The sequence below is a fragment of the Paradesulfitobacterium ferrireducens genome (genome assembly GCF_017310645.1).
Classification (GTDB): Bacteria; Bacillota; Desulfitobacteriia; order Desulfitobacteriales; family Desulfitobacteriaceae; genus Paradesulfitobacterium; species Paradesulfitobacterium ferrireducens.
This window is the reverse complement of sequence record NZ_JAFLRH010000015.1, coordinates 94,057-120,006: the sequence shown is the minus strand read 5'-3', so window position 1 is coordinate 120,006 and position 25,950 is coordinate 94,057. Positions and strand designations below refer to the sequence as shown.

General features: G+C 51.0%; 23 protein-coding genes and 1 riboswitch. Of the genes, 10 read left to right on the top strand and 13 right to left on the bottom strand.

Translation table 11 applies throughout. The annotated features are described in order from the left end of the window. Nucleotides 1-57: 57 nt before the first annotated feature. The 3 genes from J0X21_RS04890 to J0X21_RS04880 are packed head-to-tail and all read right to left on the bottom strand — an operon-like array spanning nt 58 to nt 1,222. Nucleotides 58-180 carry a cyclic lactone autoinducer peptide gene (locus J0X21_RS04890; protein WP_206811065.1) on the bottom strand — a complete coding sequence of 41 codons (123 nt, stop codon included), beginning with the start codon at nt 178-180 and terminating at the stop codon, nt 58-60. Continuing rightward, the gene (locus J0X21_RS04885; protein ID WP_206811064.1) at nt 177-767 is read right to left on the bottom strand and encodes an accessory gene regulator ArgB-like protein; all 591 of its coding nucleotides are present in this window, start codon (nt 765-767) and stop codon (nt 177-179) included. Before J0X21_RS04885 ends, J0X21_RS04890 begins: the two co-directional genes overlap by 4 nt. 5 nt (nt 768-772) lie before the next feature. Then, the gene (locus J0X21_RS04880) at nt 773-1,222 is read right to left on the bottom strand and encodes a hypothetical protein (RefSeq protein WP_206811063.1); all 450 of its coding nucleotides are present in this window, start codon (nt 1,220-1,222) and stop codon (nt 773-775) included. Between the two features lie 329 nt (nt 1,223-1,551). Here J0X21_RS04880 and J0X21_RS04875 point away from each other — a divergent pair, with 329 nt between their 5' ends. After that, entirely contained in the window at nt 1,552-2,076 is a 525-nt protein-coding gene (locus J0X21_RS04875) for a DUF2179 domain-containing protein (protein ID WP_206811117.1), read from the top strand. Nucleotides 2,077-2,226: 150 nt separating this feature from the next. Further along, nucleotides 2,227-3,198, top strand: coding sequence for a 2-hydroxyacid dehydrogenase (locus J0X21_RS04870; RefSeq protein WP_206811062.1), 972 nt, complete (start codon nt 2,227-2,229; stop codon nt 3,196-3,198). A gap of 90 nt (nt 3,199-3,288) precedes the next feature. Here J0X21_RS04870 and J0X21_RS04865 read toward each other — a convergent pair whose 3' ends face one another. From J0X21_RS04865 to J0X21_RS04835, 7 genes are all read right to left on the bottom strand, one after another. Further along, complete coding sequence (locus J0X21_RS04865) at nt 3,289-4,239, bottom strand: DMT family transporter (protein WP_206811061.1); 951 nt, start codon at nt 4,237-4,239, stop codon at nt 3,289-3,291. Nucleotides 4,240-4,331: 92 nt separating this feature from the next. Further along, entirely contained in the window at nt 4,332-5,111 is a 780-nt protein-coding gene (locus tag J0X21_RS04860; protein WP_206811060.1) for an ABC transporter ATP-binding protein, read from the bottom strand. Further along, a complete protein-coding gene (locus tag J0X21_RS04855; protein ID WP_206811059.1) occupies nt 5,108-6,151 on the bottom strand; it encodes a FecCD family ABC transporter permease in 1,044 nt (347 codons plus the stop codon). The genes J0X21_RS04860 and J0X21_RS04855 overlap by 4 nt, the downstream gene beginning before the upstream one ends. Nucleotides 6,152-6,239: 88 nt before the next feature. After that, the gene (locus tag J0X21_RS04850) at nt 6,240-7,220 is read right to left on the bottom strand and encodes an ABC transporter substrate-binding protein (RefSeq protein ID WP_206811058.1); all 981 of its coding nucleotides are present in this window, start codon (nt 7,218-7,220) and stop codon (nt 6,240-6,242) included. 187 nt (nt 7,221-7,407) lie between these two features. Next, a riboswitch (cobalamin riboswitch) is annotated at nt 7,408-7,598 on the bottom strand. Nucleotides 7,599-8,077: 479 nt separating this feature from the next. After that, a complete protein-coding gene (locus tag J0X21_RS04845; protein WP_206811057.1) occupies nt 8,078-11,158 on the bottom strand; it encodes an efflux RND transporter permease subunit in 3,081 nt (1,026 codons plus the stop codon). After that, the gene (locus tag J0X21_RS04840) at nt 11,151-12,317 is read right to left on the bottom strand and encodes an efflux RND transporter periplasmic adaptor subunit (protein WP_236006074.1); all 1,167 of its coding nucleotides are present in this window, start codon (nt 12,315-12,317) and stop codon (nt 11,151-11,153) included. The genes J0X21_RS04845 and J0X21_RS04840 overlap by 8 nt, the downstream gene beginning before the upstream one ends. Further along, entirely contained in the window at nt 12,314-12,880 is a 567-nt protein-coding gene (locus J0X21_RS04835) for a TetR/AcrR family transcriptional regulator (RefSeq protein ID WP_206811056.1), read from the bottom strand. Before J0X21_RS04835 ends, J0X21_RS04840 begins: the two co-directional genes overlap by 4 nt. Before the next feature lie 331 nt (nt 12,881-13,211). On the opposite strand from J0X21_RS04835, the gene J0X21_RS04830 reads away from it, so the two are divergent. From J0X21_RS04830 to J0X21_RS04800, 7 genes are all read left to right on the top strand, one after another. Further along, nucleotides 13,212-14,387 (top strand): TolC family protein, encoded by a 1,176-nt coding sequence (locus J0X21_RS04830; RefSeq protein WP_206811055.1) that lies wholly within the window; start codon nt 13,212-13,214, stop codon nt 14,385-14,387. 49 nt (nt 14,388-14,436) lie between these two features. Further along, nucleotides 14,437-15,603 carry an efflux RND transporter periplasmic adaptor subunit gene (locus J0X21_RS04825; protein WP_206811054.1) on the top strand — a complete coding sequence of 389 codons (1,167 nt, stop codon included), beginning with the start codon at nt 14,437-14,439 and terminating at the stop codon, nt 15,601-15,603. Then, nucleotides 15,600-18,725, top strand: a complete 3,126-nt coding sequence (locus J0X21_RS04820; RefSeq protein ID WP_206811053.1) for an efflux RND transporter permease subunit — start codon at nt 15,600-15,602, stop codon at nt 18,723-18,725. The genes J0X21_RS04825 and J0X21_RS04820 overlap by 4 nt, the downstream gene beginning before the upstream one ends. 134 nt (nt 18,726-18,859) lie before the next feature. Then, nucleotides 18,860-19,438: a TetR/AcrR family transcriptional regulator gene (locus J0X21_RS04815; protein ID WP_206811052.1), complete on the top strand. Its 579-nt coding sequence runs from the start codon at nt 18,860-18,862 to the stop codon at nt 19,436-19,438. 164 nt (nt 19,439-19,602) lie between these two features. Continuing rightward, nucleotides 19,603-21,177, top strand: a complete 1,575-nt coding sequence (locus J0X21_RS04810) for a S41 family peptidase (RefSeq protein ID WP_206811051.1) — start codon at nt 19,603-19,605, stop codon at nt 21,175-21,177. Nucleotides 21,178-21,240: 63 nt separating this feature from the next. Further along, the gene (locus tag J0X21_RS04805; protein WP_236006073.1) at nt 21,241-22,146 is read left to right on the top strand and encodes a cell wall hydrolase; all 906 of its coding nucleotides are present in this window, start codon (nt 21,241-21,243) and stop codon (nt 22,144-22,146) included. Between the two features lie 386 nt (nt 22,147-22,532). Next, nucleotides 22,533-23,546, top strand: a complete 1,014-nt coding sequence (locus tag J0X21_RS04800; protein ID WP_328812278.1) for a hypothetical protein — start codon at nt 22,533-22,535, stop codon at nt 23,544-23,546. A 92-nt stretch (nt 23,547-23,638) separates the two neighbouring features. On the opposite strand, the gene J0X21_RS04795 is transcribed toward J0X21_RS04800, so the two are convergent. The 3 genes from J0X21_RS04795 to J0X21_RS04785 all read right to left on the bottom strand — a co-directional run bounded on the left by J0X21_RS04795 (nt 23,639) and on the right by J0X21_RS04785 (nt 25,077). Then, complete coding sequence (locus tag J0X21_RS04795; protein ID WP_206811050.1) at nt 23,639-23,812, bottom strand: hypothetical protein; 174 nt, start codon at nt 23,810-23,812, stop codon at nt 23,639-23,641. Nucleotides 23,813-23,828: 16 nt separating this feature from the next. After that, entirely contained in the window at nt 23,829-24,425 is a 597-nt protein-coding gene (locus J0X21_RS04790; protein ID WP_206811049.1) for a hypothetical protein, read from the bottom strand. Nucleotides 24,426-24,579: 154 nt separating this feature from the next. Beyond that, nucleotides 24,580-25,077, bottom strand: a complete 498-nt coding sequence (locus J0X21_RS04785; protein ID WP_206811048.1) for a YlbF family regulator — start codon at nt 25,075-25,077, stop codon at nt 24,580-24,582. A 154-nt stretch (nt 25,078-25,231) separates the two neighbouring features. Between J0X21_RS04785 and J0X21_RS04780 the strand changes: the two genes are divergently transcribed. Continuing rightward, nucleotides 25,232-25,948, top strand: a complete 717-nt coding sequence (locus J0X21_RS04780; RefSeq protein WP_206811047.1) for a GDSL-type esterase/lipase family protein — start codon at nt 25,232-25,234, stop codon at nt 25,946-25,948. Nucleotides 25,949-25,950: the final 2 nt, after the last annotated feature.

Genomic DNA, 25,950 nt, shown 5'->3' with positions numbered 1-25,950 from the left:
CCAGCTTTTAACCCTATAGTGTAAAATGCTATGTCTAAAACAGTTTAGTGTGCCGCGTTATTTTTGCAGTGCTTTCGGAGTCTTGGGTTGGTACAAGAGCCAACCACAGGCAAATACAGAGGTAGCGCTTGCAAGAAGCAGTAAGACGGAGGAAATAGCCGTGAAAATTACTTTCTTCATAAACCCATTTCACCTCCTTTTTTATTAAACATAGGCAGCAAGGTGATACTTTGACTGAATACACCTAGAACTGCACTAATGTTCACTAAGGAATTTGTACTTATGTAGGTAATTAGAGCCGTTAGCAGAACAAAGACAATCGAGGCTATTTTAAGTTTGTGTCTAAGGCTCTTGGAATGGATTGGTTTCGCTTCACTTTGAACCGGAGACAAAATAGATACAGCCAACAGAGAAGATATTAAAAGAATTAAGAGAAAAGACTGGTTCATAAGATTTAAATTCATGAGTTTAACAGCTAAGAAACCAATCACGCTATACATGAGAGCACCGGAAAACAAGCATTTTAGAGGTGTGTTGAAATGAGCTCCGCCGGAAACTCTGCGCAAAGAACCGCCGAAAGCTGCGGCAATCAGTGCAGGCACCAGGGCATTCAAAAGTAATCCGAATACTAAAATAAGAAATGCGCCGGAGATGGCTAAAAGTGCAGTTTCAATCGCGTAAGCGATAATTTCCCTTTTTTCTTCGTCGTAGTTTAATTGGTTTGTAAGGGCAATCGTAAGTTGTTGGCTCATTTCAGCAAGATTCATGGCTTTCACTTCCTTTTATGGAGGAGCCTGTTTACGAAATAAGCAGATAAAAAGATAAGAATGACTTGAGGTTCACCTAAAAAGATGCGAAGAACGAAGTCTGTCAGAAGGCTCTCCGATGTTATTCCCAAGAGCGGCATTAGAATGGATAAGGAAAGACTCTCGAATAAGATTAAAGCCAAAACACTTAATAAGCTTGCAAGGAGAGATAGACTGATATCCCCTTTGCCTGCCCAGATTAAAGAAATAAACAGCAATATCACGATAAAAATGGTATGCAGTCCGAAAGGTAAGGCTAATAGTCTGATCAGGAATGAAACGATAGCTAACACCAGCCCAATCGGTACAATGAGTTTCCATTTAAGGGGCATCCTCTTGATCACAAAAGCTAAAGTTACCAAGGCAATTTGTTCAGGTATCCCTTGAAAAATTAATGCTAAAATAGGGATATTCAAGCTAAAACCACCATCCAATTATGCAAAAACTTGTAATCTCTAAAGCATACTATTCTACACAATCAAGCAGAAACCTTCCGGAAATAGTAAATTAATCCTAAAAATTTTTACAAAAAACGTAAAAATAATAAGAATCAGATAGCTTCGTTACCGATAAGTTACCTTAAAGTATCGGCTGCCCAAAAAGTGCACGGTTTGCTTGGTCCCCCCTATGCTCAGCACAAGAACTAAGGTAAAATAGCCTTAGGCTTCAATCCCTTAGTAGCATTGATATCGACCATATTATTAGCTAAGTCCGAAGGTGTAGGGAGGGTGCTTGCTTGGAGATCATGGCTGCATATCCGATTTTGAGCTACTTTTTTATTTTCTTTGCCCGTATTGCGGATGTGTCATTGGATGTATTCCGGATTCTGCTTTTGGCTAGGGGATATGCGATCCCGGCGGCGGTGATCGGTTTTTTTGAGATTTGTATTTATGTGGTGGCCTTAAGTACGGTTATGGCCGGAGGACTTAATGATTTCGGACGGATCCTGGTCTATGCGGCAGGTTTTGCTTCCGGGAATTTTATTGGTTCTTATATTGAGAACAGGATGGCCGTCGGCTTTGTAGTGATTCAGGTGTTTCCTTACCCGGATCATGCAGAAGAACTGGTGAGCAAGCTGCGCCAAGTGAATTATGGGGTAACCGTGCTGACAGGGGAGGGACGCTCCGGACCGCGTGAGATTCTGGTAGTAACGGCCAAAAGAAAGGACCAGCCTCGTATTATCACTATCATTAATGAGGTGGCCCCGGATACCTTCTTTAATATTTCGGACGTCCGGTCTTTGCATGGCGGAGTGTTTCCCAATAAGTGAGAAGTTAGGTGTCACTGCTTTGGCTACTTTACCTTGGGCAGGAGCCGGATATCTTTGCCGTCATAAATGAGGTAATACACGAGGGACACTAAGACCACAAGCCCGATTCCGAGAATCAAACATTTAAGACGTCAGGGGAGGCCTTGAGAGATGAAGATCGTTTATCCGGATGCAGATTCTCAATATGTAGAATTGCTTTCTCCGGAACTGCGCGCCCGGCTCCAGAGCTTGGGCGAATTTATTATGTACGAGAAAATGCCGCAGGATCCGGAAGAGTACGTGCGCCGCATCGGGGATGCGGAGGCGGTGATCCAAACCCAGAAGCTGCCTGACAGGGTATTTGACCGCTGCCCCAACCTTAAGCTTATTAATTACCTGGGGATAGGGGCGGGCAACTTTATCAATATCCAAAAGGCCAGCGCAGCCGGGGTGATTGTGACCAATACTCCGGGGTATGGCAACAATACGGTAGCGGAGCATGCGCTGGCCTTGCTTCTGGCCGTGGCCAAACATGTGTGCCGGGGGAATTCGGATTTGAGAGCGGGGATTTTCGATCAATCCCGCATGAGCCTGGAACTGGCGGGCAAGACCATCGGCCTCATCGGGCTGGGCGGGATCGGGGAGCGGATGGCCGTGCTCTGCCGGGCCTTAGGCATGCGGGTCGTGTGCTGGACCAGGCACCCGTCGCCCGCGCGGGCGGAACGGAGCGGGGTCCGGTTTGTGAAATTGGAGGATTTGCTGAAAAGCGCGGACATAATCTCCCTGCACCTGGCTTTGAATGAAGAAACCCGGGGGCTGCTCGGGAGAAAAGAGCTTCAGCTCTTAAAGCCAAACAGTATTTTTATTAATACCGCCAGGGCGGAGCTTGTGGATACGCTCGCTTTGACAGAACTTCTTCAAAGCGGTTATCTTGCCGGGGCCGGGATTGATGTGTTCGACCGGGAGCCCCTGGCGGAAGATAACCCGCTCCTGGGGCTTGATAATGTCGTCATGACCCCCCACACCGGATTTAATTCTCCGGATGCAGTCATTAATATTCTGCACATGACGGTCAGCAATCTGGAACAGTTTGCTCAGGGGAAGCCCACGAATGTGCTAAACCCGGAGGTTATCCGGCTTTGAGTTCGGACGCTTTCGTTTTGTCACTAAATTTACAGAGGTTGATTCTCTGCTTGAGGCCCGCCATGGGGGGCCTCAAGCAGAGTATTTTGTTTAAGACTTAACGGAAGGGCTCTTATGCCGGAGTGTTATTTTTTTGGTTGAGACAGAGAGGTAAATCCCGGCTAAGACCAAGAGCATGCCTATCCAGTGGTAAGGCATGAGTTGTTCATTAAGTATCGCCACGCTAAGGAGAATTGTAAAGATCGGGTTTAGGTTGCTGAAGATTGCCGCTTTGCCGCTTCCGACCATGCTAATTCCTATGAAGTTCACAAATATCGCGAAACCTGTAACAACTACGCCCATGTAGAAGGCACTTGCCCACATATGCCAAGATAAATGCCACACGCCGTGAATTGCATCCCAGACACCGTACGGGATGAGAAAGATGGTCCCAAAAAACAGAGAATAGACAGTCGTCACAAGCGGGGAGAATTTGACCATTATATCCTGGGCGAAAATGTTGAACAGGGCAACAGATGTAATATTGGCCAGGAGGAGCAGGTCACTCGGGCTGAGTTTCAAGGCCAGCAAATGACTTAAGGACCCCTGGCTAAAAACCAGGAGTAAACCCAAAAATGAGGTAGCAATCCCCAAAACGCGGCCCTTCGTGGGTTTTACATGCCAGCCAATGGCAAGTAAGAGGTTGGTTATGGCCGGGTTAGTGGCAATTATAATCGCGGCATTATTGGCCGGGCTGTATTGAATTCCCACCAGGAAAAGCGAGTAAGCTGCGGCGATCCCCCAAAAACCCATGTTGGCCAGGCGCAGGAGGTCCAGCTTGTCGGGCCTGGGTCCGTGCACAAGCTGGTTCCAAGCCAAGGGCACCAGAACGATTAACCCCAGGGCCGAACGTAAGACGGCTAAAGCCCCCGGGGGGATTTGAAAAGAGATAAGGCGGCCTACGATCACATTGCCGGCATAAAGGAAAGCTGCAAGGGCAAGAAATGCATAGGCTTTGATATGGAAAGAAGAAATTTTGGAGTTGGATAACGATAGGTGCATAGGTAACTCTCCGATTTTACTAATATTGTGAGCTCTGATATATTGTGAGTCCTCAACAAAAATACACCTATTTGAAAGAAATAACAAGCACTCTATTTGCTCGTGAGCAAAAACTGAGGCACCCCTAGCACGGGATGTTCGATCATGATCAGGTCCGTATGATAGACTTTGGAGATAATGCCTTCTTTAAGCACTTCGCTCATATCACCGCAGCTGCGGACCTGCCCGTCTTCCAGGAGCAGGAGTTTGGTGCAGTACTGGGCCGCCAGATTAAGGTCGTGCAGAACCATGATGACGGTAATTCCTTGTTCGGCGTGCCACCGGCGCACGTGCTCCATGACCAGGGTCTGATGCCCGATATCGAGATAAGTTGTGGGTTCATCGAGAATCAGGACCTGCGGCTCCTGGGCCATGGCGCGGGCCAGGGACACCAGCTGGCGCTGGCCGCCGCTTAAAGTGGCAATGGACTGGGTGCGGATTTCCCAAAGGCCGAGGGATTTGAGTACATTCCGCACAAGGCCTTGGTCCCGAAGGCTTAAATCAGCCAGTGGCTTGAGCCAGGGGTAGCGGCCCATGGCTACGATTTCTTCCACGGAAAAAGTGAGCGCCGGGGTGCCTTCCTGCTCCAGGACGGCGATTTGACGCGCCAGCTCTTTCTTGGCAATGGCTTTGACCGGGCGGCCGCGATAGCGCACCTCTCCCCGGGTTAAGGAGAGAAGTCCGGTCATGCCTTTAATCAAGGTCGATTTTCCGCTGCCGTTGGGACCGATAATCCCAAAAGACTCGCCTTCTTCAATCTCAAAGCTGACATCTCTTAGCACCGGAGCATTCCCAAAATCATGGCCGGCCTTAACAACTTCAAAGAGCTTCAAGCGCTTTTCCTCCTTAAACCTTTTTTCAGCAGAAAGGCAAAGAACGGCGCACCCACAAAAGCGGTGATTACCCCGATCGGGATTTCGCGGGAAGGGAGCAGGGTGCGGGCCAGGGTGTCGGACCAGAGTAAGAATACCGCTCCGGCGAGAGTTGACAAAGGTAAAAGCACACGGTGGTCCGGCCCCGCGATTAAGCGCATAAGGTGCGGGACGATGAGCCCGACAAAGCCGATGATACCGACAACCGATACGGCGGCCGCTGTAAGCAGGGAACCAATGATCAAGACCCGAATTTTCTTCTTCTCAACATCCATGCCCAAGTAAGTCGCGGCATTTTCCCCCAAGGCGATAATGTTCAGGTCGCGCACCTGCATCGAGAGGTAGGTGTAGCCGAGCCCGAAATAAGGCAAGAGAATCCATAGATCCGTCCAGGAACGGTTGGCGAGCGAGCCCATCATCCAAAAGACAATCAAGTCCATCTGCTGGCCCGAGATGGCGATCAGAAACGAGAGGAAAGCTCCGATTAAAGCCTGGGTTACCACTCCGGCCAGGATTAAGGTTTCGCGTTCGCGCTGTCCTTGGTGCTGGGCCAAAGCCAGGACAAACCAAAGAGAAATCAGCCCGCCGGCAAAAGAGAAGAGGGGGAGGGCAAACTGTCCCCAGCCGGTGGAGTGGGTAAAGAAGATAATGGAGGCGGCGGCTCCGAAGGCTGCTCCGACGGATACCCCCAGGATATAAGGGTCAGCCAGGGGGTTGCGCAGAATGCCCTGAAAGGCCACTCCGGCGGAGGAAAGCATTCCGCCTACGACCAAGGACAGGAAAATGCGCGGCAGGCGCAGCTCCCAGACAATGGAGTTCTGAGCAAGGGTCCAGGTAGGGGTTAGGTCTAGCCCCGGAACGTGCGAAAACAGGATGCGCAGGGAAAGCCCAAACGGGAGCTTGACTGAGCCGATCATTGAGCTGAGCACGACAGAGAGAAGGAGCAGGAAGACAAGCCCCCCGGCAATAGTTATTTTGTTCAGTCTCAGTTTAGCTCTCATGCAGGAACCTTCCTCAGTCAGCTTTGTTAGTATTCAGAAGTCAGGAGTCAGGAGTCAGTATTCAGGAGTCAGGACTAAGAATAAAGCCTTACTTAAAGAGATCTGGGTACAGTGCTTTGGCGATGGATTCGAGACCGTCAACGATGCGGGGGCCGGGGCGGGTGACCATGTCGCTGTCGAGGTCGATGACACGTTTGTTTTTGACGGCTTCGATGTTTTGCCAGCCTTGGCGGGAGAGGATGCCTTCTTTGGCGTCTTTCTGGTAGTAGCTGTAAGTGTCAAAGATGACCTGCGGATTTTTGGAGATCACCTGTTCGCTGCTGTATTGGGCCCAGTCGTTGACATCACCGGCGATATTGATCCCGCCGGCCATGGTCACGAGCTGGTCGAGGAAGGTGCCTTTGCCCGGAGTAAAGAGGTTGGGGTCGACTTCAACAAATACTTTCAGGCGGTCAGCTTCTTTAATAGTGGCTACTTTTTGAGTAATAGCCTGTTCTTTGGCTTTCATGTCCGAGACCAGTTTTTTGGCTTGCTCCTGTTTGTTTGTGATCTGTCCGAACTTCTCAATGGTTTGGTAGGTGGAATCCAGGTTTTGCGGGTTAAAGATGACGACCGGGATTTTGAGATTGCGGATGGATTGAATTGTTTTTTCGTCATGCATGCCGAGAATGATTAAATCCGGGTTGAGTTTCAGGATTTGCTCGGTGTTGGGGTGAAGGCTGTCTTCAAACACATACTCGACTTTTTGCTGCACGCCCTGCGGATAATCGTCATACTTGGTGACGGCTGCTACTTTTCCGTCCAGGCCCAGGGCGAAAAGGGTTTCAGTCGAGCTGGGCACGAAGGAGACGATGCGTTTAGGTTCAGCCGGGAGTGTGACCTCGGTACCGGAATCATCCTTGATTGTTAAGGGGTATGTGCTTTGCCGGGCTGAGGCTGTGCCCGCGCTTTTGTCCGGAGCGGGGGTGTTTTGATTGGCTGTGCCGCACCCGGACAAGGCCAGGGTGAGAAGCAGGGATAAAATAAGTAAGGCGGAAAGGTATCTGTGTTTTAATGTAAGTTTAGACAATTTAATTTCCTCCCTCGTTGAACGAATATCATGTTTTGTTCAATTGATAAGACATTTCAGCGATGGGTGCTAAGCAAAAAATCCTTTTACCCATGAGGATAAAAGGATTTTCAATACTTGCTGCGGCTTACGGGCGTTGGCCTGTTACGCCTGTAAGCGCCTAAGATCCTTTGCCTCGAAGGATTTAAGCCCTTGCTGCGTACAGGCAGGTCTCCTGGCTCCATGGCCCAGCATTCCACGCCTTCCCGTCGAGTGACAGTGGCGTCCTGTGGAAGCTTCCAAGTTACAGTGGCGGGACCGCGCCGGTTTTGCACCGGACTTCCCTTTTCACCTTGTGCGCAAGCGCGCACGAAAGGAACCTGTTCGCAAATGATGCACTTGTCTTAACCTTTATTGTAACGGATTATCTCAAATTAGCCAAGAGGCTGGAGTAGGAATTTTATGGATATCGTTTATGTCGTAAGGAGACAGGAGTCAGACTCCCATGCCGCTATGCGGCACCACTGATGAATGTAACAGGCAAGCTACCTTGCGGAGCGAACCGTAGAGCAGAGGAGCGTCGTGAGCGCAATCGACGAAGCGTAAAGCCGCGCCACGGTTCACTCCAGGTATTACCCAAAGGTTTGGCGCGGTAGCGAGTCGACAAGCGAGCAGCTCCGGCGCGTGGTGAGCGGGCAAGGTAGCTTGCCGGCATGTTACAGGGCAGGAGACAGGAGACAGGAAACAAGAGCCCGTAGCCTATTCTGAGTACTGTTCCAATCGGCCATAGTTATAATTTATAGAAATGGCCTCATGGCGTGAATGTCCCCCGGACATTCACGTTCCTGAATTCTGAGTACTTATTTAGTAACGTAATGTCAAAGTTTTGCCGACTTGTCCGGCATTTGGGTCAGTCCAGAATTCTCCCGGTGAAGCAAGTTGTACACGACCGGGATGATTACTAGGGTTAGAAGAGTGGAGACTGTCAGCCCGCTCATGATCGCGGCTGACATCGGCATGAAGAGTTCACTGCCCGAGAGAGCCAGGGGCACAAGCCCGATAACGGTGGTCATGGCACTTAAGAAAATCGGACGGTAGCGTTTGCTGACAGCGTCAAAACTGGCTTCCCGGATGGACATGCCTTCGGCTCGGGCCTGATTAATAAACTCAATCAGCAGGATGGCGTTTTTGATGACCACTCCCATCAAACTGACGACTCCGACCAAAGCGGTGAAAGATAGGGGCTGGCGGAAGAGAAAGAGACCGGGAATTACGCCGATGAGGGAAAGAGGAATCGTGAGAAAGATGATGAAGGGCTGGAGGAAAGACTTAAATTGCAGCATGAGGATGATATAGATCGCGAAGAGAGTGAAAATGGCAGCAGTGCCGAGATTGCCGAAGTTGTCTTTAATGTCTTTGGCTTCCCCTTGGTAGGAAAGAGTGACCCCTTTGAGCTCATCCCGGTGGGCCGCGAGCTTGGCTTTCAGTGCTTGTTCGATGGCAACTGCACTATATCCGGGTTGAACTTCACTGGAAACGGTGTTGGAGCGCACCCGGTCGTATTTACGGATCGTGGGGACTTGAGGGCTCAGGGTAGTGTGGGAGAACTCTTTGAGAAGCACTTTGTTCTTGGTCACGGAGGATTTAATGGCCAGGTTCCCAAGCGCTTCCGGAGATTGAATGTCGCTTTTGACCATGATGGGATATTCATTGCCCGCTTGGCGCAGGACAGAGGATTCGGCCCCTTTTAAGGCGATGTTCACTTGGCGCTGGATATCGTAGTTGGTAACACCCATTCCGGAGGCCCGGTCGCGGTCAACCTCCACCTTGAATTCATATTCAGCAGCGTCCAGATCGTCATCTACATTCATGGTTCCCGGCAGGGCCGCCAGCTCCCGGTGCACCAGCTTAACAGCCTGAGCGATCTGTTCCCGGCTGTCTCCGCTGATGCGGATGCCTAAAGGAGTGCCGGGCATGGCCTTCTGCAAGAGCTGCACATGCGCTTTGCCGCCGACCAGGTTTTGGTTGAAGAGGTCCTGGAGATAGGCCGCCAGCTCCGGGTTGCTTTGGAAACGCCCGCCGCGCTTAAGATCCACTTTGAACATGATTTGGGCGAAGTCCTGGGACGGTGTGGATTTGGGCAGGGTGATGTAAAACTTGGGTAAGCCGCCTCCGATGGCCGTGGTGTAGGAGAGGACTTCTTTTTGCTGGGAGAGGAGTTTTTCAACTTGCTGGGCTGCGCGTTCAGTATTGTCTAAATTAGCGGCAGTCTCGGCGGTAATATCTACATATAAAATGTTTTTGTCCACTGTAGGAAAGAACATCACTTTCAGGTTGGTGCCCAGGTAGAGCACGGCGGCAAAACTGAGGGCTGTCAGGACGAGGGTAAGGACTTTATGCTTCATGCCAATTTCTAAAAATCCGTTGTAGAAAGCGCGGACCGGGGCACGTTTGGCAGTTTGGCTTGGCTTCAGACGCCCGAAGAAGATATAGGACAAAACAGGGGTTACAAGGAGGGCAACCAGAAAAGAGGCGCTCACGGAGAGGATGACCACCTGGGGCAGGCTCTGCAGGAATTCTCCGGCCGGACCGGGCACGAACAGCATGGGGGCAAAAGCCACGGCGGTTGTGATTGTCGCCGCCAGCATCGGAGTGATCGCCCGCTTTGTGCCTTTGACGCAGGCTTCGAATTTCTCTACGCCTTCATCAATATACACCTGGATGGAATCGATGATGACAATGGCATCATCCACCAGCATGCCTAAGGCGATGATCAGCCCGGCGATCGAGACTTCATGCACCCTGATTTTAAGCAGGTACATGGCGCTAAAGGCGATCAGGATGGATAACGGGACAGCGGTTGAAGCCACAACCGCATTTTTTAGTCCCATGCCGAAGAAAACAACGACTAAGACCAAGGCAATCCCTTCAATGAGGTTTTCGAAGAAGTTCGAGACACTTTGGCTGACATCCTGAGGCTGGTAAGTTACCTCGTCTACCTTAAGCCCGGGGGGAAGCGAGGCTTTCAGGCTGTCCAGCTTAGTGCGCACGTTTTTTCCAATGAGGACGATATTTTTGTTCGGTTCAAAATACCCGCTTAAGAGGATGGCGTTTTGTCCGTCCTGCTTGATGCGATAACTGGAATCGGCCGTTTCCCAGCGTACGTTGGCGATGTCTTTCAGGCGCACGAGCGCGCCGGTCTGGCGGGAGCCGTCGATCACAGTGTTTTCAATATCCGTAAGCGAGGTAAAGACTCCGGGAACGGTGACGTTGATCTTGCTGTGGCCGTCGCTGAGAGAACCGGAGGGGATGGCCATGTTTTGAATCTTGAGGGCATTCATCACATCTTCCGGGGAGAGTGCATAGCGGTTAAGGTCAGCGGTGCGCAGCTCAACCAGGACTTCTTTTTTCTGAACCCCTTCCGTGTCGAAGCGGGAAACGCCCTCAACGGAGGAGAGTTCCTTTTCGAAGGTATCGGCAAAAGCAGCCAGCTGTTCGTAGGAATAGCCGTCGCCAGAGAGGCTGATGATCATACCGGCGGTATCCGCTAAATCGGTATCAACCTGGATGGGGCCGCATTCAGCCGGCAAGTCGCGCTGAGCATCGTCCATGAACCTTCTTAGATCAGACCAGGACTTATCGACATTGGCTTCCGTATTAAGTTCCAGTACTACGACCGCGATACTGTTTTTGGAATAGGAGTAAGAGGTTTTATACCCGGGTACCTCCGCAACCTTATCCTCAATGACGCGGGTGACCAGCTTTTCCACCTCTTCCGGTGCCGCGCCCGGGTAGACGGAGGTTATGATGGCGAAAGGCGGAGTGACATCCGGGCTTTCCTGCTTCGGGATGAGGTAGTAGCTGTAGGATCCGATAAGGATAGCAAGGATTGTGAAGAAAATAGTAAAGGCCCGGTTTTTAATCACTTTCCCTACGAGGCCAAGTTCCTTTTTAGTCATTAACGGATACCTCGCTTGGGTTTGCCGAGTTGCTGCTATTGCCGGAGGAGTTAGAGGCAGGGGCGTCCGGCAAGGTTTTAACGTTTACGGGCGAATCTTCTTTCAGTTCTTTCATACCGGACGTGACCAGGACGTCCCCGGGCTTGAGCCCTTCAACCCGGACGTTGAATCCTTGATGATCCAAGAGGCGGATATTCTTTTTCAGGGCGCGGCCGTTGTCGACCACAAAGACGTAATCCTCCCCGTCATTAAGGACGCTGGAAATAGGGATCCATATCCCTTGCTTCTCCCCGATAGCAAAAGCAACCTTGACCGTGGCTCCGATTTGATACGCTTGGGCGGGCAGTTCCTCACTCAGTGCGATTTCCGCGTTATAGGTCCGGCTTTGGGCATCCGGAACGGGGTCAATGGTTTTGATTTTACCGGCGGCCTTGAGACTTTCTATTGAAACGGCAGCCGCAGTGCCCGGTTTCACTTTCTTGACATCCTCTTGGGACAAACCCACGTTTACAAGCTGCTGCCCCTGCCGTAAGACCACCACCGGGTATCCGGCGGCTGCAACTTCTCCCTCGTGGTTCAGGACATCGACGACATAGCCATCCATGTTTGAGTAGAGGTCAGTATCTTTGAGGGCGCTCTCTTTGGCCTGAGCATCGATTTGGGCTTGGCGGTAGGTGGCTTCTTTGACATCGAGATCGAGCTTGGCTTTGTCCAGATCGCTTTGGGCCAGGCCTCCGGCGGCTGCAAGTTGTTCAAGACGGGTATAGCTCGTCTTGGCTTCATTATAGGCAAGCCCGGCCTTTTGCACAGTGATTTGTGCGGCTTCCAATGCGTAATTCAGGTCGGTTTTATTTAGCTCTGCCAGCTTTTGGCCGGAGGTGACATGATCTCCCTTGTGAACATAGACTTTAGCCAGTTTGCCTGGAACTTTGAAGCTGAGCTTTCGGATTTCGCCGGTGCCGAGGGTGCCGGTATAGGTTAGCTCCACGGGCAGGCTCTGTTCTTTGATTTCTAAGACGCTGACGGGATGGGATTGTTCGGGTTCCGGAGTGGCGTCCGTTTGGGCCGCTGTGCTGCAGCCGGTGACTGCAAGGAGTGAAACTGTAAGGAGCAGGGCAAGAAAAGTGCGCGGGGTTAAATGAGGGAACATCTTTTTCATTCCTTTTCTCCATTTCTATTAAGTAAACCGTAGATAAGGAGCTGTTTCATTTGGTCCATCAGCTGATTGACAGTGATATCATAGGCATCCAGAATTTTTTGCTCCGTGGGAGTCAGAAAAATCTTTTTGAAGGCCAAGGTGACAACCTGAGGGTTTACCCTGGGGTCAATTTCTCCTTTGGCCATCCCCTCCTCCAAAAGAACCAGTGCGATTTGCTCCCTGTATTCCCCGATGCTTTCAATTTGGGCGCGTTCCTGCGGAAAGTAGCGGTTGAGTTCGTCAAGAATGCGGTAGGGCACCGCATTATAGGAGTAAACGGAGAGGAGAGCATTCAGCTTATCAAACCAGTTGTCATACTTTGACATTTCCTCCGTGGCCCGTTCTTTTTCAATGGCCACGGCATTTCCGATGATTTCACTGATCAGTTCACTTTTGGATTCGAAGTATTTGTAGAGAGTCTTCTTGCTGATGCTTAGTTCAGCGGTAATGTCATCGAGGGTAAAGCCGCGCAGCCCGTATTTGATAATCTGGGCGGTTGCGGCTTGAAGAATTTGTGCGCGCATGCCTTCACCTCACGTTAAGTGTCTAGGATGGAGGAAACTATTTTAGTGTCTTCAGTTTCCCAAAAAACGTTAAGAAATACAAGTCTCTTTTCGAAGTTGGCTAGAGAAATTTCTGCGATTCTAGGTCAATCATTCTTAAACGGATGGTTGTTTTTATGTACCCTTCTCTTTTTCCTTGACGCTGCAAAGGGGAAAGGATATGATGTCTATGGAACTGACCGACTGGTCAGTTCTAGGCAGCGAAGTTCTTATTTACTTCTATGATAAGTATTCTATTACATAATTTTATTCTTCAAGACTAAATTAAATAGCTGAAAGAGAGGAGTATCAAATGCGAAAATTGTTATCGGCTTTGTTAGTGAGCTCGTTGCTTTTGATCCCCGCACCGGCGCTGGCAGCAGACACCATTCCTAACGTAACCACGCTTGACTTTGACAAGATTGAACAGGAGCTTACCGAACATAATCCGAGTATTGACTATATTAATGAAGGGGTGGCTGATGGGTCGTCTGATTTAAGCGTTGGGATTGATAAGCTGGAAGATGCTAAAAGTGAATTGGTAACGAATATGAATAATTTAACCGTGTTAAAAGACGGGGACGGCAAAGTAACTATGCCATCGTTTAGTAGCCCTCCAACTACCAATGAACTTCTCATGTATGTTAACTACATAACATACCAAAACTATGCCGCTCAAATTGCTTCCTTCGATAGCCAAATCAATGCCCTCAAAGGCCAACAGGACGACTTCTGGAAGTCCACTCTCCAGGCCGAGATGCAGAAAAAGCAAATTGTGATGGGAGCCCAGCAGCTTTATCTTACCTATAATACCCTCTCCCGGCAGAAGGATGATCTGTTCTTAAACCGTTCGGTCTTGGAGAACAAACTCAGAATCTCGAACATAAAATATACGCTGGGTTTAATTGCGAAATCCGAAATCACGACAGCCGAGCTTGATCTTAAAAATATCAGCCAAGGGATAAAAAACCTGGACGAAGCCCTGGATTCCCTTAAAGGGGAGCTTAACCTGATGTTCGGTCAGGCTTATGATACCGCTTTGGAGATAAAAGCCGTTCCTGATCCCGATCAAACAAAGCTTAACGCCATGGACTACAAGGATGACCTTGAAGATGCACTGGTGCAAAGCTACAACGTCAGGCTTCAGGATGAAGATGACAAGAGGGATGATGAGAAGCGGAAATTCACCAAAGCTTTCCACCAGGCGTATCAAGCGGTAAAAGACAAAGAGGAAGCCCTCGAACTGGAACGCGCCAAGCTGGACAACGAAAAGGATACTTTTAACCGCTTGTCTCTGATGTATAATCTGGGCATGATTTCTAAGTTTAATTGGGACAGCGCCTTTGTACCTTACAACAGCCAGGTGCAGAAAGTTAAGAATGCGGAGCAGGATTTGTTCAAGGCCTATAACGACTATGACTGGATGAAGAAGGGGCTGACGGTATCTTCAAGCTCTGACGCGGCCGCAAGTTCAAGTGCACAAGGGTAATAGGGGAAGAACGACACCAGAGAGATCATACGGAGGAGAGGGAGACTTTTTGAACGATTTCAGGCTTTACTTACATAAGCTTTCCCAACTCAAAAAAGCGGCCGCTGTCTTGGCGGCGTTCCTTTTGTTAGGCTTGGTATCGGGGTGTGGCAGCCAGAGCACTCCGGCCACCGGGAGCAGTGAGAACAAATATATCCCGGTAGAAGTACAGCCGGCGGAGAAGAAAACCCTGACCAGCGTGACCACCTTAAGCGGCAAAGTGCTGGCAGACAAGGATGTGCCGGTGGTGCCGAAGATGCCGGGCAAGGTTGTAGACGTGAAGGTCAAAGTCGGGGATCGGGTGAACCAGGGTGCGGTGCTGTTAACTCTGGACCGGGAAGATTTGCAAAAACAGGTGGCTCAGGCGGAGGCGGGCTTGAAGATTGCCCAAAGCAATCTGGACGCGGCCAAAGAAAAGCTTGACAATGCCAAATTGAATTTGGAGCGGACCAAAGTGCTGTATGAGGCAGGGGAGGTTTCCAAGTCGCAGCTGGAGCAAGCTGAACTGGCCGCCTCGGATAAATCCCTGGCAGTGGTTGAGGCCCAGGTGAACCAGGCTCAAGTCGGGTATGAGCAAGCCTTGTCAAGCCTTAATAATGCAGTGCTTACCTCTCCGATCAGCGGGATGGTGGCCCAGGTAAATGTGGAAGCGGGTGAAATGGCTTCCAACGCCCAGCCGGCCGTGACCATCGTGGCTTCATCCACGGTTATGGTCGAGCTGAATATCACGGAAAATATCGTGAACAGCATCAGCAAAGGCCAAAAAGTAAAAGTCAATATTCCTGCTGCCTCAGATTCTCCCTTTGAGGGGATCATCGAAAGCATCAGCCCGGCCACAGACGCCCGCACCCAGCTGTACCCGGTGAAAATTAAGGTCGATAACCCCGAGGGTCTGATTAAAGCCGGGATGTTTGCCAAAGCGGAACTCACGACCAAAGTCCGGGAAAACGTGCTCAGTGTGCCCAGCGAGGCCGTCATCTTAAAGAACGGAAAACAGGTGGTGTACGTAGTCGTTGGGGAGCAGGCCGTTGAAAAGGAAGTCGGCCTGGGTCTGGACACCGGAACGGAAGTTGAAATAACCCAAGGCCTCAGCGACAAAGAGAATGTCATTATCAAAGGGCAAAATTACGTGGAAGCGGGAAGCAAGGTTAAGGTAGTTGGAGGTAAAGCGTCTTGAAGCTGCCAGAGATATCCGTCAGAAGACCGGTCACGGTGCTGATGATGGTCTTTATCGTATTAATCTTGGGCGGCGTCTCCTTTAGCCGCCTGCCTATTGACTTGCTTCCGGAAATCAAGGTTCCGGTGGCGATCATTTCCACCACCTATAAAGGGGTGGGACCGCAGGAGATCGAAAAGATCGTGACCCAGCCGCTTGAAGAGGCTGTGGGCACGGTGCAAAATATCGACAAGGTGACATCCGTGTCCTCTGAGGGCAGTTCCCTGGTCATTGCCCAGTTCAACTTTGGCACGGACATGGATTTTGCGGCCTTGGAGATGCGGGAGAAGGTTGACCTGGTCAAGAAGTTCCTGCCCAGTGATGCCGATGCGCCCATGGTCATGAAATTCGACCCCAATGCCCAGCCGATTATTCAAATGACCTTATCTTCTAAAGATAGTGATTTGGCAAAGCTGCAGACGATTGCGGATGAAGTGGTCAAGCCCCGGCTGGAGCGGGTAGCGGGGGTCGCTTCAGTGTCTGTAACCGGCGGGTATAAGAACCAGGTACAGATTAGACTCAGCCAGGAAAAAATGCGGGGTTACGGCCTGAGTAGCGATTACATCGCCAAAATTATCGGGGCGGAAAATCTTAATTCTCCCGGCGGGACGGTGCAGAAGGGGAATCAGGAACTCACGATCCGTACGTTGGGGGAGTTTCAGACCCTGGATGACATCAAAGGGCTGCTCATTCCTTTGCCCGCCGGAGGGACGGTTCATCTCTCCGAACTCGCGGAGGTCGAGCTGAAACATGAGGATTTGACCACCATCGGGAAAACCAACGGCAATCTGGCGGTCCTGATCGCAATTCAGAAACAATCCGGCACCAACACCGTGCAGGTGGCGGCTGCGGTTAATAAGGAAGTGGAAACTCTTAAATCCGAGATTGCGCCAACCAAAATTGACATGGTGATGGACCAGTCGGTTTATATCAATAAGTCTATTAAAGACGTGTACAATAATGCGCTGATGGGCGCTGTTTTGGCGGTCTTGGTCCTGTTTTTGTTCCTGCGCAATCTGAGAACGACGCTTATCATTGGGACGTCTATTCCTATTTCCATTATCTTTACCTTTATGCTCATGTATTTCGCCGGGATTACCATTAATCTTATGACCTTGGGCGGGTTGGCCCTGGGCGTGGGGATGCTGGTGGATAATGCGATTGTAGCCCTGGAGAATATTTATCGCTTCCGCCAGGAAGGGAATTCGCGCCTGGAGGCCGCCATCAAAGGGGCTTCGGAAGTGGGGATGGCTTTAACCGCATCCACTTTAACCACGGTGGCCGTCTTTTTGCCGATAGTCTTTGTGCAGGGGATCACGGCCACGATTTTCCGGCAGCTGGCCTTGACCGTGACCATGTCGCTCGCCGCTTCGCTGGTGGTGGCCCTAACCCTGGTTCCGATGCTTTCTTCGAAAATCCTGAAAGTGGATAGGGATAACGGAGGTTCCAAGACCGGGCTGAGGAAGATTTTCTCCTATCCTTTTGATTTGTTCGACCGTTTCTTCCGGAAGGTGGAATCCGGTTATGGCAGGCTCTTGCGCTGGGCTTTGGGCCACCGAAAGTCCACAGTTCTTATCGCCATCCTGGTATTTGTGCTCAGTATGACCTCCGTGGTGAATGTCGGCGCCGAGTTCTTTCCCAAAATGGATGAGGGTCAGTTCACGGTCAATGTTACTCTGCCTGAGGGGGCTGAACTTAAGGATACGGAACAAGTGATGAACCGGATCGAGGGGAAACTGCAGGAATTTCCGGAGATGGACGCCGCTTTCTCAATTATCGGGACCAACGGCATGTATTCCTTTGGCGGGGAACCGGCGAACAAAGGGATGATTTATGCGCGCCTCAAAGAGCTGAAAGAGAGGACGCGCAGTGTGGAACAAGTTGAAGACGAGCTGAGGGGGTTCGTCAAAGATATTGCCGGAGCGGAGATCGAGGTGCAAACCCTCCAGACCTTTTCTATGGGAGAGGGGGGCGCTCCAATCAGCATCAGCATCAAAGGGGATGATCTGGGGACTCTGAAGCGGATTGGGGAAGATTTGAAGAAGCTTGTCGAGTCGGTGCCAGGGACGCGGGAGGTAAAAGCCAACGTTTCCGAAGGCCTGCCTGAGGCCCAAGTAAAAATTGACCGCAAGAACGCCTCTCAATATGGGTTGACCGCCGCTCAAATCGCAGGGGTGGTGAAAGGAACGATTTCCGGGACGACCGCGACCCGGTACAAATACAACGGTACGGAAATTGATGTGGTTATCCAAGGGGATGAGCTGTTCCAGGAAAGCATCTCCAACCTGGAACAGACTCCGATTCAGACCCCGGCCGGGATGATTATCCCCTTAAGCCAAGTGGCGCAAGTGACGATTGAACGAGGTCCGGCCCAGATTAACCGGGAAGGAAAGTCCCGGGTGATCAGCGTGAGCGCCCAGTTTGTCGACCGAGATTTAGGGAGCATTTCCAAGGACATCGAGGGTAAGCTGAAGGCCTATCCAATGCCGGAAGGATATACCTATGAGATGGGCGGGGAAAACAAGGAGCTAAACGATGCCTTCAAAGATTTGTCCCTCGCTCTCGTGCTGGCGGTGATTTTGGTCTATATGATCCTGGCTTCGCAGTTTGAGTCTTTGCTGCACCCGGTGACCATTATGATGTCCGTGCCTCTGGGCTTTTCCGGAGGGATGCTCGGGCTTTTCATTGCCCGCAAGGCCTTGAGTGTGCCGGCCTTTATCGGGATGATTATGCTGGCCGGGATTGTTGTGAATAATGCCATTGTGTTGGTAGACTATATAAATACGCGCCGCAAACGGGGTGAGGAGCGCTCCGAGGCGATCGTCAACGCCGGGCCGATCCGGCTGCGCCCGATTCTCATGACCACGCTCACTACGGTACTGGGGCTTATTCCTTTGTCTTTGGGCATCGGGGACGGCGCCGAAGCCCAGCAGCCGATGGCTGTGGCCGTAATCGGCGGGCTCTCGCTGTCAACGCTGCTCACTCTGGTCGTGGTGCCGGTGGTGTATACCCTTTTCGACGATCTGACGGCTTTCTTGAAGCGGAAGGTGTTTAAGACCCGGAACTTTAATCTCTCGGCTTAAGCAAATAAATAAGTAGTTAGGTAAGATGCCTTGCAGAGTGAACCGTTGGGCAGAGGAGCGTGGTGAGCGGGCAAGGCGTCTTACCGACTAAATTGTTCTATAGATTCATGAGGACGGTTGGACGGAGGTAGGAAATGTCCGGCAAAGAAGAGAAACGGGCAGAGATTTTGAAGGCGGCGGCCCGGGTTTTTGTAGAATATGGATTTGATGGCGCTAAAATTGAAGATATCGCCAAAGCAGCGGGGATTGGCAAGGGCACTGTGTATGAGTATTTTGAGTCCAAGACCGATCTCTTTCGGGAAATGCTTAGAAACAGTGTGGAAGAATACCGGCAGGCTTTGGCTGAGAAAATCGCCCAAGGCCGGGATATTCGGGAGAAGATACTAAACTGCTCCCAATATTCCACCCGGTTTCTGAGCGAGAATCTGGACATGCTGGAGATGGCGTGGCAGGCCAGCACTCTGATGTCTAAGGAAACGCGTACCTGGCTGATCGAGGAGAAACTGTCCATTTTCCGCCTGTTGGAGGATATGGTGAAGGACGGGGTAGCGCGGGCTGAGCTGCGCCAGGGGTTGGAACCGGAGCTGGCGGTCTTCAGTATTCTTGGGACAATTCACCAGTATTATGGGAAGAAAGTGTTTCTTGATGAAGCAGCCCCTGAGAAACTGGATCACGAGGCGGTGGTGGATGTCATTCTGAATGGCCTAAAGTGAGGTTGATAAGGCGTACAAGCCCGAAGATACTATAGAAAGACCGGCTTTGCCGGTCTTTTCGCATTAAGAAAGGCATAGGAACAGGAAAATAGAAACAGCCGTCGAATTCTTCCCAGTAAGGACACTCGGTGTGGTCAGATATGTTGACAACTGGAGGATTTGACATGAAGGCAAGAATACGCGCAAGCCAAGTTTTTCTAGGGGTATTGATAATTATTGTGTGGCTGTTAAGCCCGGCAAATATGGCCTTAGCCGCAGACAGCACCCTGTCTGAGGTACGCTCGCTGCTTGAGTCAGGGTATGTTGACCCGGTATCTCACGATGTGCTCACGGCTTCAACCGTAGAGCAGATGCTTGATCGCTTGGGTGACCCGCATACGATGTACTTTAACGCCCAGGAGTATCAAGATTTTATTAATTCCATGGATAACCGTTTTTCCGGGATTGGGATTCATATCGAGATTGTCCCGGCAGGAGTACAGGTTTTAGGGGTGATCAGCGGGTCCCCGGCAGAAGCTGCGGGGATGAAAGCCGGAGATATTATCGTGCAAGCGGCTGGACAAAACCTAGCAGGCCTGGCGGCGGAGGAAGCGGTTAGCATCTTGCGCGGGCCCGAGGGCAGCCAGGTAGATTTGCAGGTTAAGCGGGGAAATGAAACTGTAAAATTTACAGTGACCCGCCAAAATATAGAAGAGCCGACGGTAAAAGGGGAACTTCTGAATAATCACATCGGCTATATCGAATTAAACTCTTTCGGAAGTACGACGGCGGCGGACTTCGGCCAAGTCGTCAATCAGCTGCGCGCCCAGCAGGCCGACCGCTGGATTATAGATGTCCGCAATAATCCCGGTGGGTACCTAAATTCTGCGATTGATTTAGCCGGGTATTTTATCGGCAAGCAGACAGTCGTTAATATAAAGTACAGGGATAATCAATCCGAGACTTATCAGGCAGTGGATCACGGATTTACTCTGAATCAGCCGGTGTTTTTCCTGACTAATGAGAACAGCGCCAGCGCCTCGGAAATCCTGTCTGCCGCAGTTAAAGACCATGGACAGGCTGTCTTAGTGGGAACCCGGACTTATGGCAAAGGTACGGTCCAAAGCATGTTTCCGCTCTCTAACGGCGGGGTTCTGAAAATGACGGTGGCGAGGTTTTATTCCCCGCTGGGGTATGAGATTAACAAAGTTGGAGTTGCACCCGATCTTCAGTTGAAAACAGCGGATCACGCCAAAGAGGCTGCAGAATTATTACTGACCGCTTCTTCTTCCGCAGCCGGTTCTGACGAATACACAACATTTACTCTGGGAGCGAAAACCTATAATATTTCTCTAGCCCGAGCCCGGTCCGAGAAGTACTGGCAGGCCTGGGGGAGTATGAGCGATTCTTTGATAGATGCCCAGGAACAAGCGGAGCGCTGGCAAGCTTACTATCCCGGCTACCAAGGACTAAACCGGCTCACCGGGATTCCGCTTGATAAAAAGTTCACGGTCCATTTTCGCGGGCAGATCAATTGGGAGAAAGTTAATTCAGATAAGGTAGAGCTAATTGACAGTGCCGACGGCCGGCGAGTGCCAATTTCTTTGGAGCCGCTGGGGGACAGCGATCTAAAGATCGTACCGCAGGAGGCGCTTGAACCCGGAGCGAGCTATTGGCTGGTGATACACCCTGAAATAGAAGACATTCATGGTGTAAAAATGCAGAAAGGCGCACTCGCTGTTGCCGAAACGGTTAAATAAAGTATAAGGAACACCTCTTCTGGGAAAGACTAGAAACAGTCTATGCCTTGAGAGGTGATTTTTTTGCCACACCGACGAAGCCGGAAGTTCTTAGCAATTCTGCTACTCGGAGCAACGCTCGCATTTTTAGAACATGCGCCGGTGTCTCCGGTACAGGGGCAGTTAAGCTACGGCTACCCGGTTAAGCTTGCCAAAGTAACCGGTACGGATATCTCCGGTACGGATATCTCCGGTACGAATACCTTAACCAATCCGAACGGGGATGACAACGAACCGCTCTGGATTACAGTGATGGCTGGTGATACTCTTTCCACTTTGGCTCACAAATACTTTACGACCGTTGAAAACATTGTCAATATAAATAAACTTGCTTCTCCCGACCGGATTAAGGCCGGGCAGGCTCTAATCATTGTGCCGGGGTCCGGCCGGGTATCTGTTGCAGGAAAAAGTATAATCAAGGAAAAAGCCCCCGATGACGAAGGGCTGCTTGATAGCCCCTATGTCACGTTGCTTGAAGCGGAGCAAAAGGCGGATAAGCCTGCTATGGCTTTGGCAGGGAAAGAAGCGGATCAAGCATTGCCCGGCAGTTCCCGCGGGGGACAATTGCTTAAGGTATCCCAGGAAGAACTTGACCTCTTGGCCCGGGTAATCTATGCGGAAGCCCGGGGAGAAGACCTTCAAGGGCAAATCGCGGTCGCGGCCGTCGTTTTAAACCGGCTTAAGGATCCCCACTTTCCGAAAACGATCCGAGAAGTGATTTATCAGCCGCACGCCTTTACGGCGGTAACGGATAAGCAAATCCATCTGGACCCTGATGACCAGGCTTACCGGGCAGCGGCTGCTGCCTTGGCCGGAACGGATCCGACCGGAGGTGCACTCTATTACTACAACCCGCGCACTGCCACGGATAAATGGATTAAAAGCAGGCCGGTTGTCAAACAAATCGGCAACCATACCTTCAGTATTTAACATGGACGGCGTTGGGCTGACCTTGGTGCAGGGTGAAGACAGCCACTTCAGGGGTAGAGCAGCCCTAACTGGGCTTTGGGGTCAAAAGCAGCCGGGCTGCCGGAGGGACTTGCTTTTTGAACGCTTCTGCAGGATTTAACATATTGTATAAAGGAAACTTACTTCAGACGGGGTGTTAACCCCGATCATCCGTGAAGGATGATCGCACTTGTTGGCTGGAGTTTAGTTGACTTATCCTCTGCGGGGATAAAGGAAACTTACTTCAGACGGGGTGTTAACCCCGATCATCCGTGAAGGATGATCGCACTTGTTGGCTGGAGTTTAGTTGACTTATCCTCTGCGGGGATAAAAAAGCCTGCCTTTTGAAGCGATGGGAGGGAAACATTGTGAAGTTCGGCGGACAAGGACCGGGTAATTTGGGCCAGATGGGACCGGGATTTCCTGGGCAGTTACCCGGGGGACAACAGGGACAACCCGGAGTTGGTCCGGGAACGATGGGGCCCGGGCCATACGGTCCCGGACAGATAGGACCGGGGCCATCCCCGGGCGGATCCATTAGGAATACCCTCGGTTCGGGTCTTAAAAGCATGGGGGTCTTTCAAAAAGACGGGCAGATCAACAATTTACGCGGGGGGTTCATCGGACCGAAACAACCCACCGGCGGTTTTCCCGGGGAGTTCCCATCCGGGTATTCCCAGCAGGGCTTCCAGGGATATGGTCAAGGAGCGGTTCCGGGGGCGGGTGTCTGGGGAGAAAACCAGGGGACGGGCGGGGGTACAGGTCCCTTTTCCTTCCTGAGCAAGGGTCCAGGAGCATCTTTTACTCAGCCCCGTCAATTAATCCTGCAAAGTGCACACCCCGGGATTACCGGAAACGGAATTGCCACGATATCCCCTGATAACACTTTTTTGCTAGTGGCAAATCTTCCTCCCCCTGCCAATCTTTTCTCCGGGCAGGGTATTTCCTCCTATGCGGCTTACCTGGTGGATAAAAAAGGAAAAACCGGCTTTTTGGCCGGTGTACTCCGGCCGGTAGGAAACGGTGTGTATCAAACTCAGTTTAAAAGCCCTGTTCCACTGCATCCTTATGAGCGCGTCGTGGTATCCGTTGAGAGTAACGGCCGGTTAGCGCAGGCGCCCAATGGCCCGATCATTCTCAAGGTTCCTGAGCCTAAAGGCCCTTCAGCCGTTATCAATCCTATCAAAAACACCGGGGGGGCAATTTGGAAGAAGGTGATGGGCCTGTTCCAAAGAAGCCCGGAAGCGGCGCCTGTGCCGGAGGGAGCGCTAGCCGGGGCGGCCGGGTCCGTTCTGGGAGCGGAGGCGGGCCAGGTCCTGGCTGCTCCGCCGATAGATGCGGCATTGCCGCCGGCCCCACCGATTCCTCCTTCGCCTAAATAATTCAGACGTAAAAATATCTAACTCCGCACAGTTTTTTCATTTCAGTGCGGAGTTTATTAGTTTGTTTAACGATGAACCATTCTGACTCCTGCTTAAATAACCATCAGAATTAATACAAGGAAAGCCATTAACGCCAGGGTACTTAAGGTGGCAGTAATCCCAAGGGTTTTTAAACTTGCTTGGGCAAGCAAGATGTTGGATGAGAAGGCTACCAGGAAAAAAAGGGCAATGCCTAAGAGACTCGCTCCTATTGGTTGATAAGCCATACTGCATTCCCCCTTCCTACCGGCCACAGCCCGGTGTTCCAATGCCTGCCCGCTCCACCAGAAATTGGGCGAAGAGCAAGCTGACGGCTATAATAAGGTTTCCGGGAGCACCGGGTATTTCAATGAGAGGGACATTAAACGATGTGTCGGGGCTGCCGTCAAACGGGGCAAACGGTGCAGTTACCACGAGGGAAACACTTAAGTTATCCGGAAAGAGGGGTTCATCCCCGCCCACCGGGCCCAGGCCTTGGCCGGTGGGAGAACCGTTTATGGGAGAACCGTTGGCGGGGGAGGGGAGCGGAATTTGTCCGGCTGCTGCGGCCTGCATTAAGCGGGTTAGCTCGGACAGGCTCAGGGTGCAGGGATATAACTCCGGCGCCTGGCGTGCAGGCTCAGGGGGGCGGGCCAATGAACGCTTAAAGAGAAAGGTCATTAAGATGTTCAGTCCGGCGATGATTAATCCTCCCAAATAAAGATCAGTTTTCGCGAGGGGAAATAGCATGGCGCTTACCGGACTGAAAGGAAGATTGCAGCGGATGGGGCTGTCCACCAATATGGAAAAAGAGAAGGGAGCGGTTGGCAAAGAAGGGCAAAACGGGTACAAGTCAGCCAATACTCCTCCCTCCTATCTAAACCAACATCTGATAATAACCCATCCTCCAAGACATAGGACTAGGAGGAAGGCGAGGAGGGTTACAGGATGGGTCACATCATTGATGATCATGGGGCTGTGGTAACTGCTTGGAGGCAATTATCCCCACTTCCTTTTACTGTCCGGGCATTTTGAAATTAGGTGGAAGTTTCATGCCCTGAGGCATTTTGAAGTCCGGCGGGACTTGCATGGAGGGCATTTGGCTGCCATTGCTGATGCCATTGAGAATTTGCTGGGCCATATTTTTTAACTCATCAGGCAGCGGAAGCTGGTCCGCGCTCGGCATGCCGTGAATTGCAGTGGTTAATGCCAGATTAACCATGGCCATCATTTTTTCATACTTTTGCTGCTGAAGAAAGAAAGCTTTAATTAAGGGGTGTTTATTGATTAAGCGAATTTTTAGATCAACCAGGGCCAGAGCATCTTTTTCGGGGACAACTTTACTGAGCATTTGAGCGGCCACGAGTTGGCGTTCTTTTTCTTGGTACTGCTTAAACGCCTCGCTGCTGGGGGGGTCTGCATTAATCGCGGCCTCAGCTGATTTCAGCCCTTGGACCTCAGGAGTCTGGGCCAAAAGTTCCCCCAGTTCCCGCGCTTTATCAATGTAGTTCATAAATGAGATACCTCCTTTTTGGTGAAGAAAAACAGTCTTCCTTCAACCTTATATTAAGGTATGCTCACAAACCTTTGCGGGTGAAAAGCTATGGGTACCGGAGCAGGAAACCGGCTGCTGATGTAGAAACTTATGAGAAAGGGGGTTCGAGGGCATGCGCACTTATCGGCTGCAGGTTCGCCTGCTGCAAACGGCTGTCTTTCTGGCGCTGATTGTACTGATCGCAGGGTTTGGCGGAATGTTTGACGGAGCGGACAAACCAAGCCCGGCAGCTTCCGGGCCAATTTCAAGCGATCAGGAAAGCACTGGGAATAATGCCCAGGTACCTAGCAATCCGAAGATTGTGGCTTTAGGAGACTCGTTTACGTATGGGTATCCCGGAGAACCCGGGGAATCGTGGCCCCACCGGCTTGAGGAATTGTTGCAGGTTCCGGTGGTAAACAAAGGGCAAAACAAGCAAACCGCCCAAGACTTGCTTGCACGCTTTGACCAGGATGTCCTAACCGAAAAGCCCGGACGAGTCATAATTTTTGTGGGGACGGGCGATGCGATTCAGGAAGTCAAGTTAGAGACGTACCAGAACAATGTCAAGGGTATGATTGAAAAGGCCAAGTCCAATCACATTGTTCCGGTGCTGGCATTGCCGCTTCCTTTTCCCGGGTCAAATAAAACAGTGCAAGATTCCATTACTGCTATGAGGGAATGGATGCTTAGTTTATCCCAGTCTGAGCAAATTTTAGTGCTGGATTTTGCCAGTGTCCTTTATGACCAGCAAGGAAAGGGAATCAAGGAATTATTCGCCAACGAGAATTATCCCAATAGCAAAGGATATGAGGAGATGGCGGCCTATGCCGCTCGGGTGCTCAAGTAGGG

Excerpts from the sequence above, each read along its gene's own strand:
- J0X21_RS04785 (WP_206811048.1), bottom strand. The coding sequence starts at position 25,077 with ATGAACTACATTGATAAAGCGCGGGAACTGGGGGAACTTTTGGCCCAG.
- J0X21_RS04815 (WP_206811052.1), top strand. The coding sequence starts at position 18,860 with ATGTCCGGCAAAGAAGAGAAACGGGCAGAGATTTTGAAGGCGGCGGCC.
- J0X21_RS04840 (WP_236006074.1), bottom strand. The coding sequence starts at position 12,317 with ATGAAAAAGATGTTCCCTCATTTAACCCCGCGCACTTTTCTTGCCCTG.
- J0X21_RS04795 (WP_206811050.1), bottom strand. The coding sequence starts at position 23,812 with ATGGCTTATCAACCAATAGGAGCGAGTCTCTTAGGCATTGCCCTTTTT.
- J0X21_RS04885 (WP_206811064.1), bottom strand. The coding sequence starts at position 767 with ATGAATCTTGCTGAAATGAGCCAACAACTTACGATTGCCCTTACAAAC.
- J0X21_RS04870 (WP_206811062.1), top strand. The coding sequence starts at position 2,227 with ATGAAGATCGTTTATCCGGATGCAGATTCTCAATATGTAGAATTGCTT.
- J0X21_RS04875 (WP_206811117.1), top strand. The coding sequence starts at position 1,552 with ATGGCTGCATATCCGATTTTGAGCTACTTTTTTATTTTCTTTGCCCGT.
- J0X21_RS04810 (WP_206811051.1), top strand. The coding sequence starts at position 19,603 with ATGAAGGCAAGAATACGCGCAAGCCAAGTTTTTCTAGGGGTATTGATA.
- J0X21_RS04865 (WP_206811061.1), bottom strand. The coding sequence starts at position 4,239 with ATGCACCTATCGTTATCCAACTCCAAAATTTCTTCTTTCCATATCAAA.
- J0X21_RS04855 (WP_206811059.1), bottom strand. The coding sequence starts at position 6,151 with ATGAGAGCTAAACTGAGACTGAACAAAATAACTATTGCCGGGGGGCTT.
- J0X21_RS04890 (WP_206811065.1), bottom strand. The coding sequence starts at position 180 with ATGAAGAAAGTAATTTTCACGGCTATTTCCTCCGTCTTACTGCTTCTT.
- J0X21_RS04845 (WP_206811057.1), bottom strand. The coding sequence starts at position 11,158 with ATGACTAAAAAGGAACTTGGCCTCGTAGGGAAAGTGATTAAAAACCGG.
- J0X21_RS04780 (WP_206811047.1), top strand. The coding sequence starts at position 25,232 with ATGCGCACTTATCGGCTGCAGGTTCGCCTGCTGCAAACGGCTGTCTTT.
- J0X21_RS04835 (WP_206811056.1), bottom strand. The coding sequence starts at position 12,880 with ATGCGCGCACAAATTCTTCAAGCCGCAACCGCCCAGATTATCAAATAC.
- J0X21_RS04830 (WP_206811055.1), top strand. The coding sequence starts at position 13,212 with ATGCGAAAATTGTTATCGGCTTTGTTAGTGAGCTCGTTGCTTTTGATC.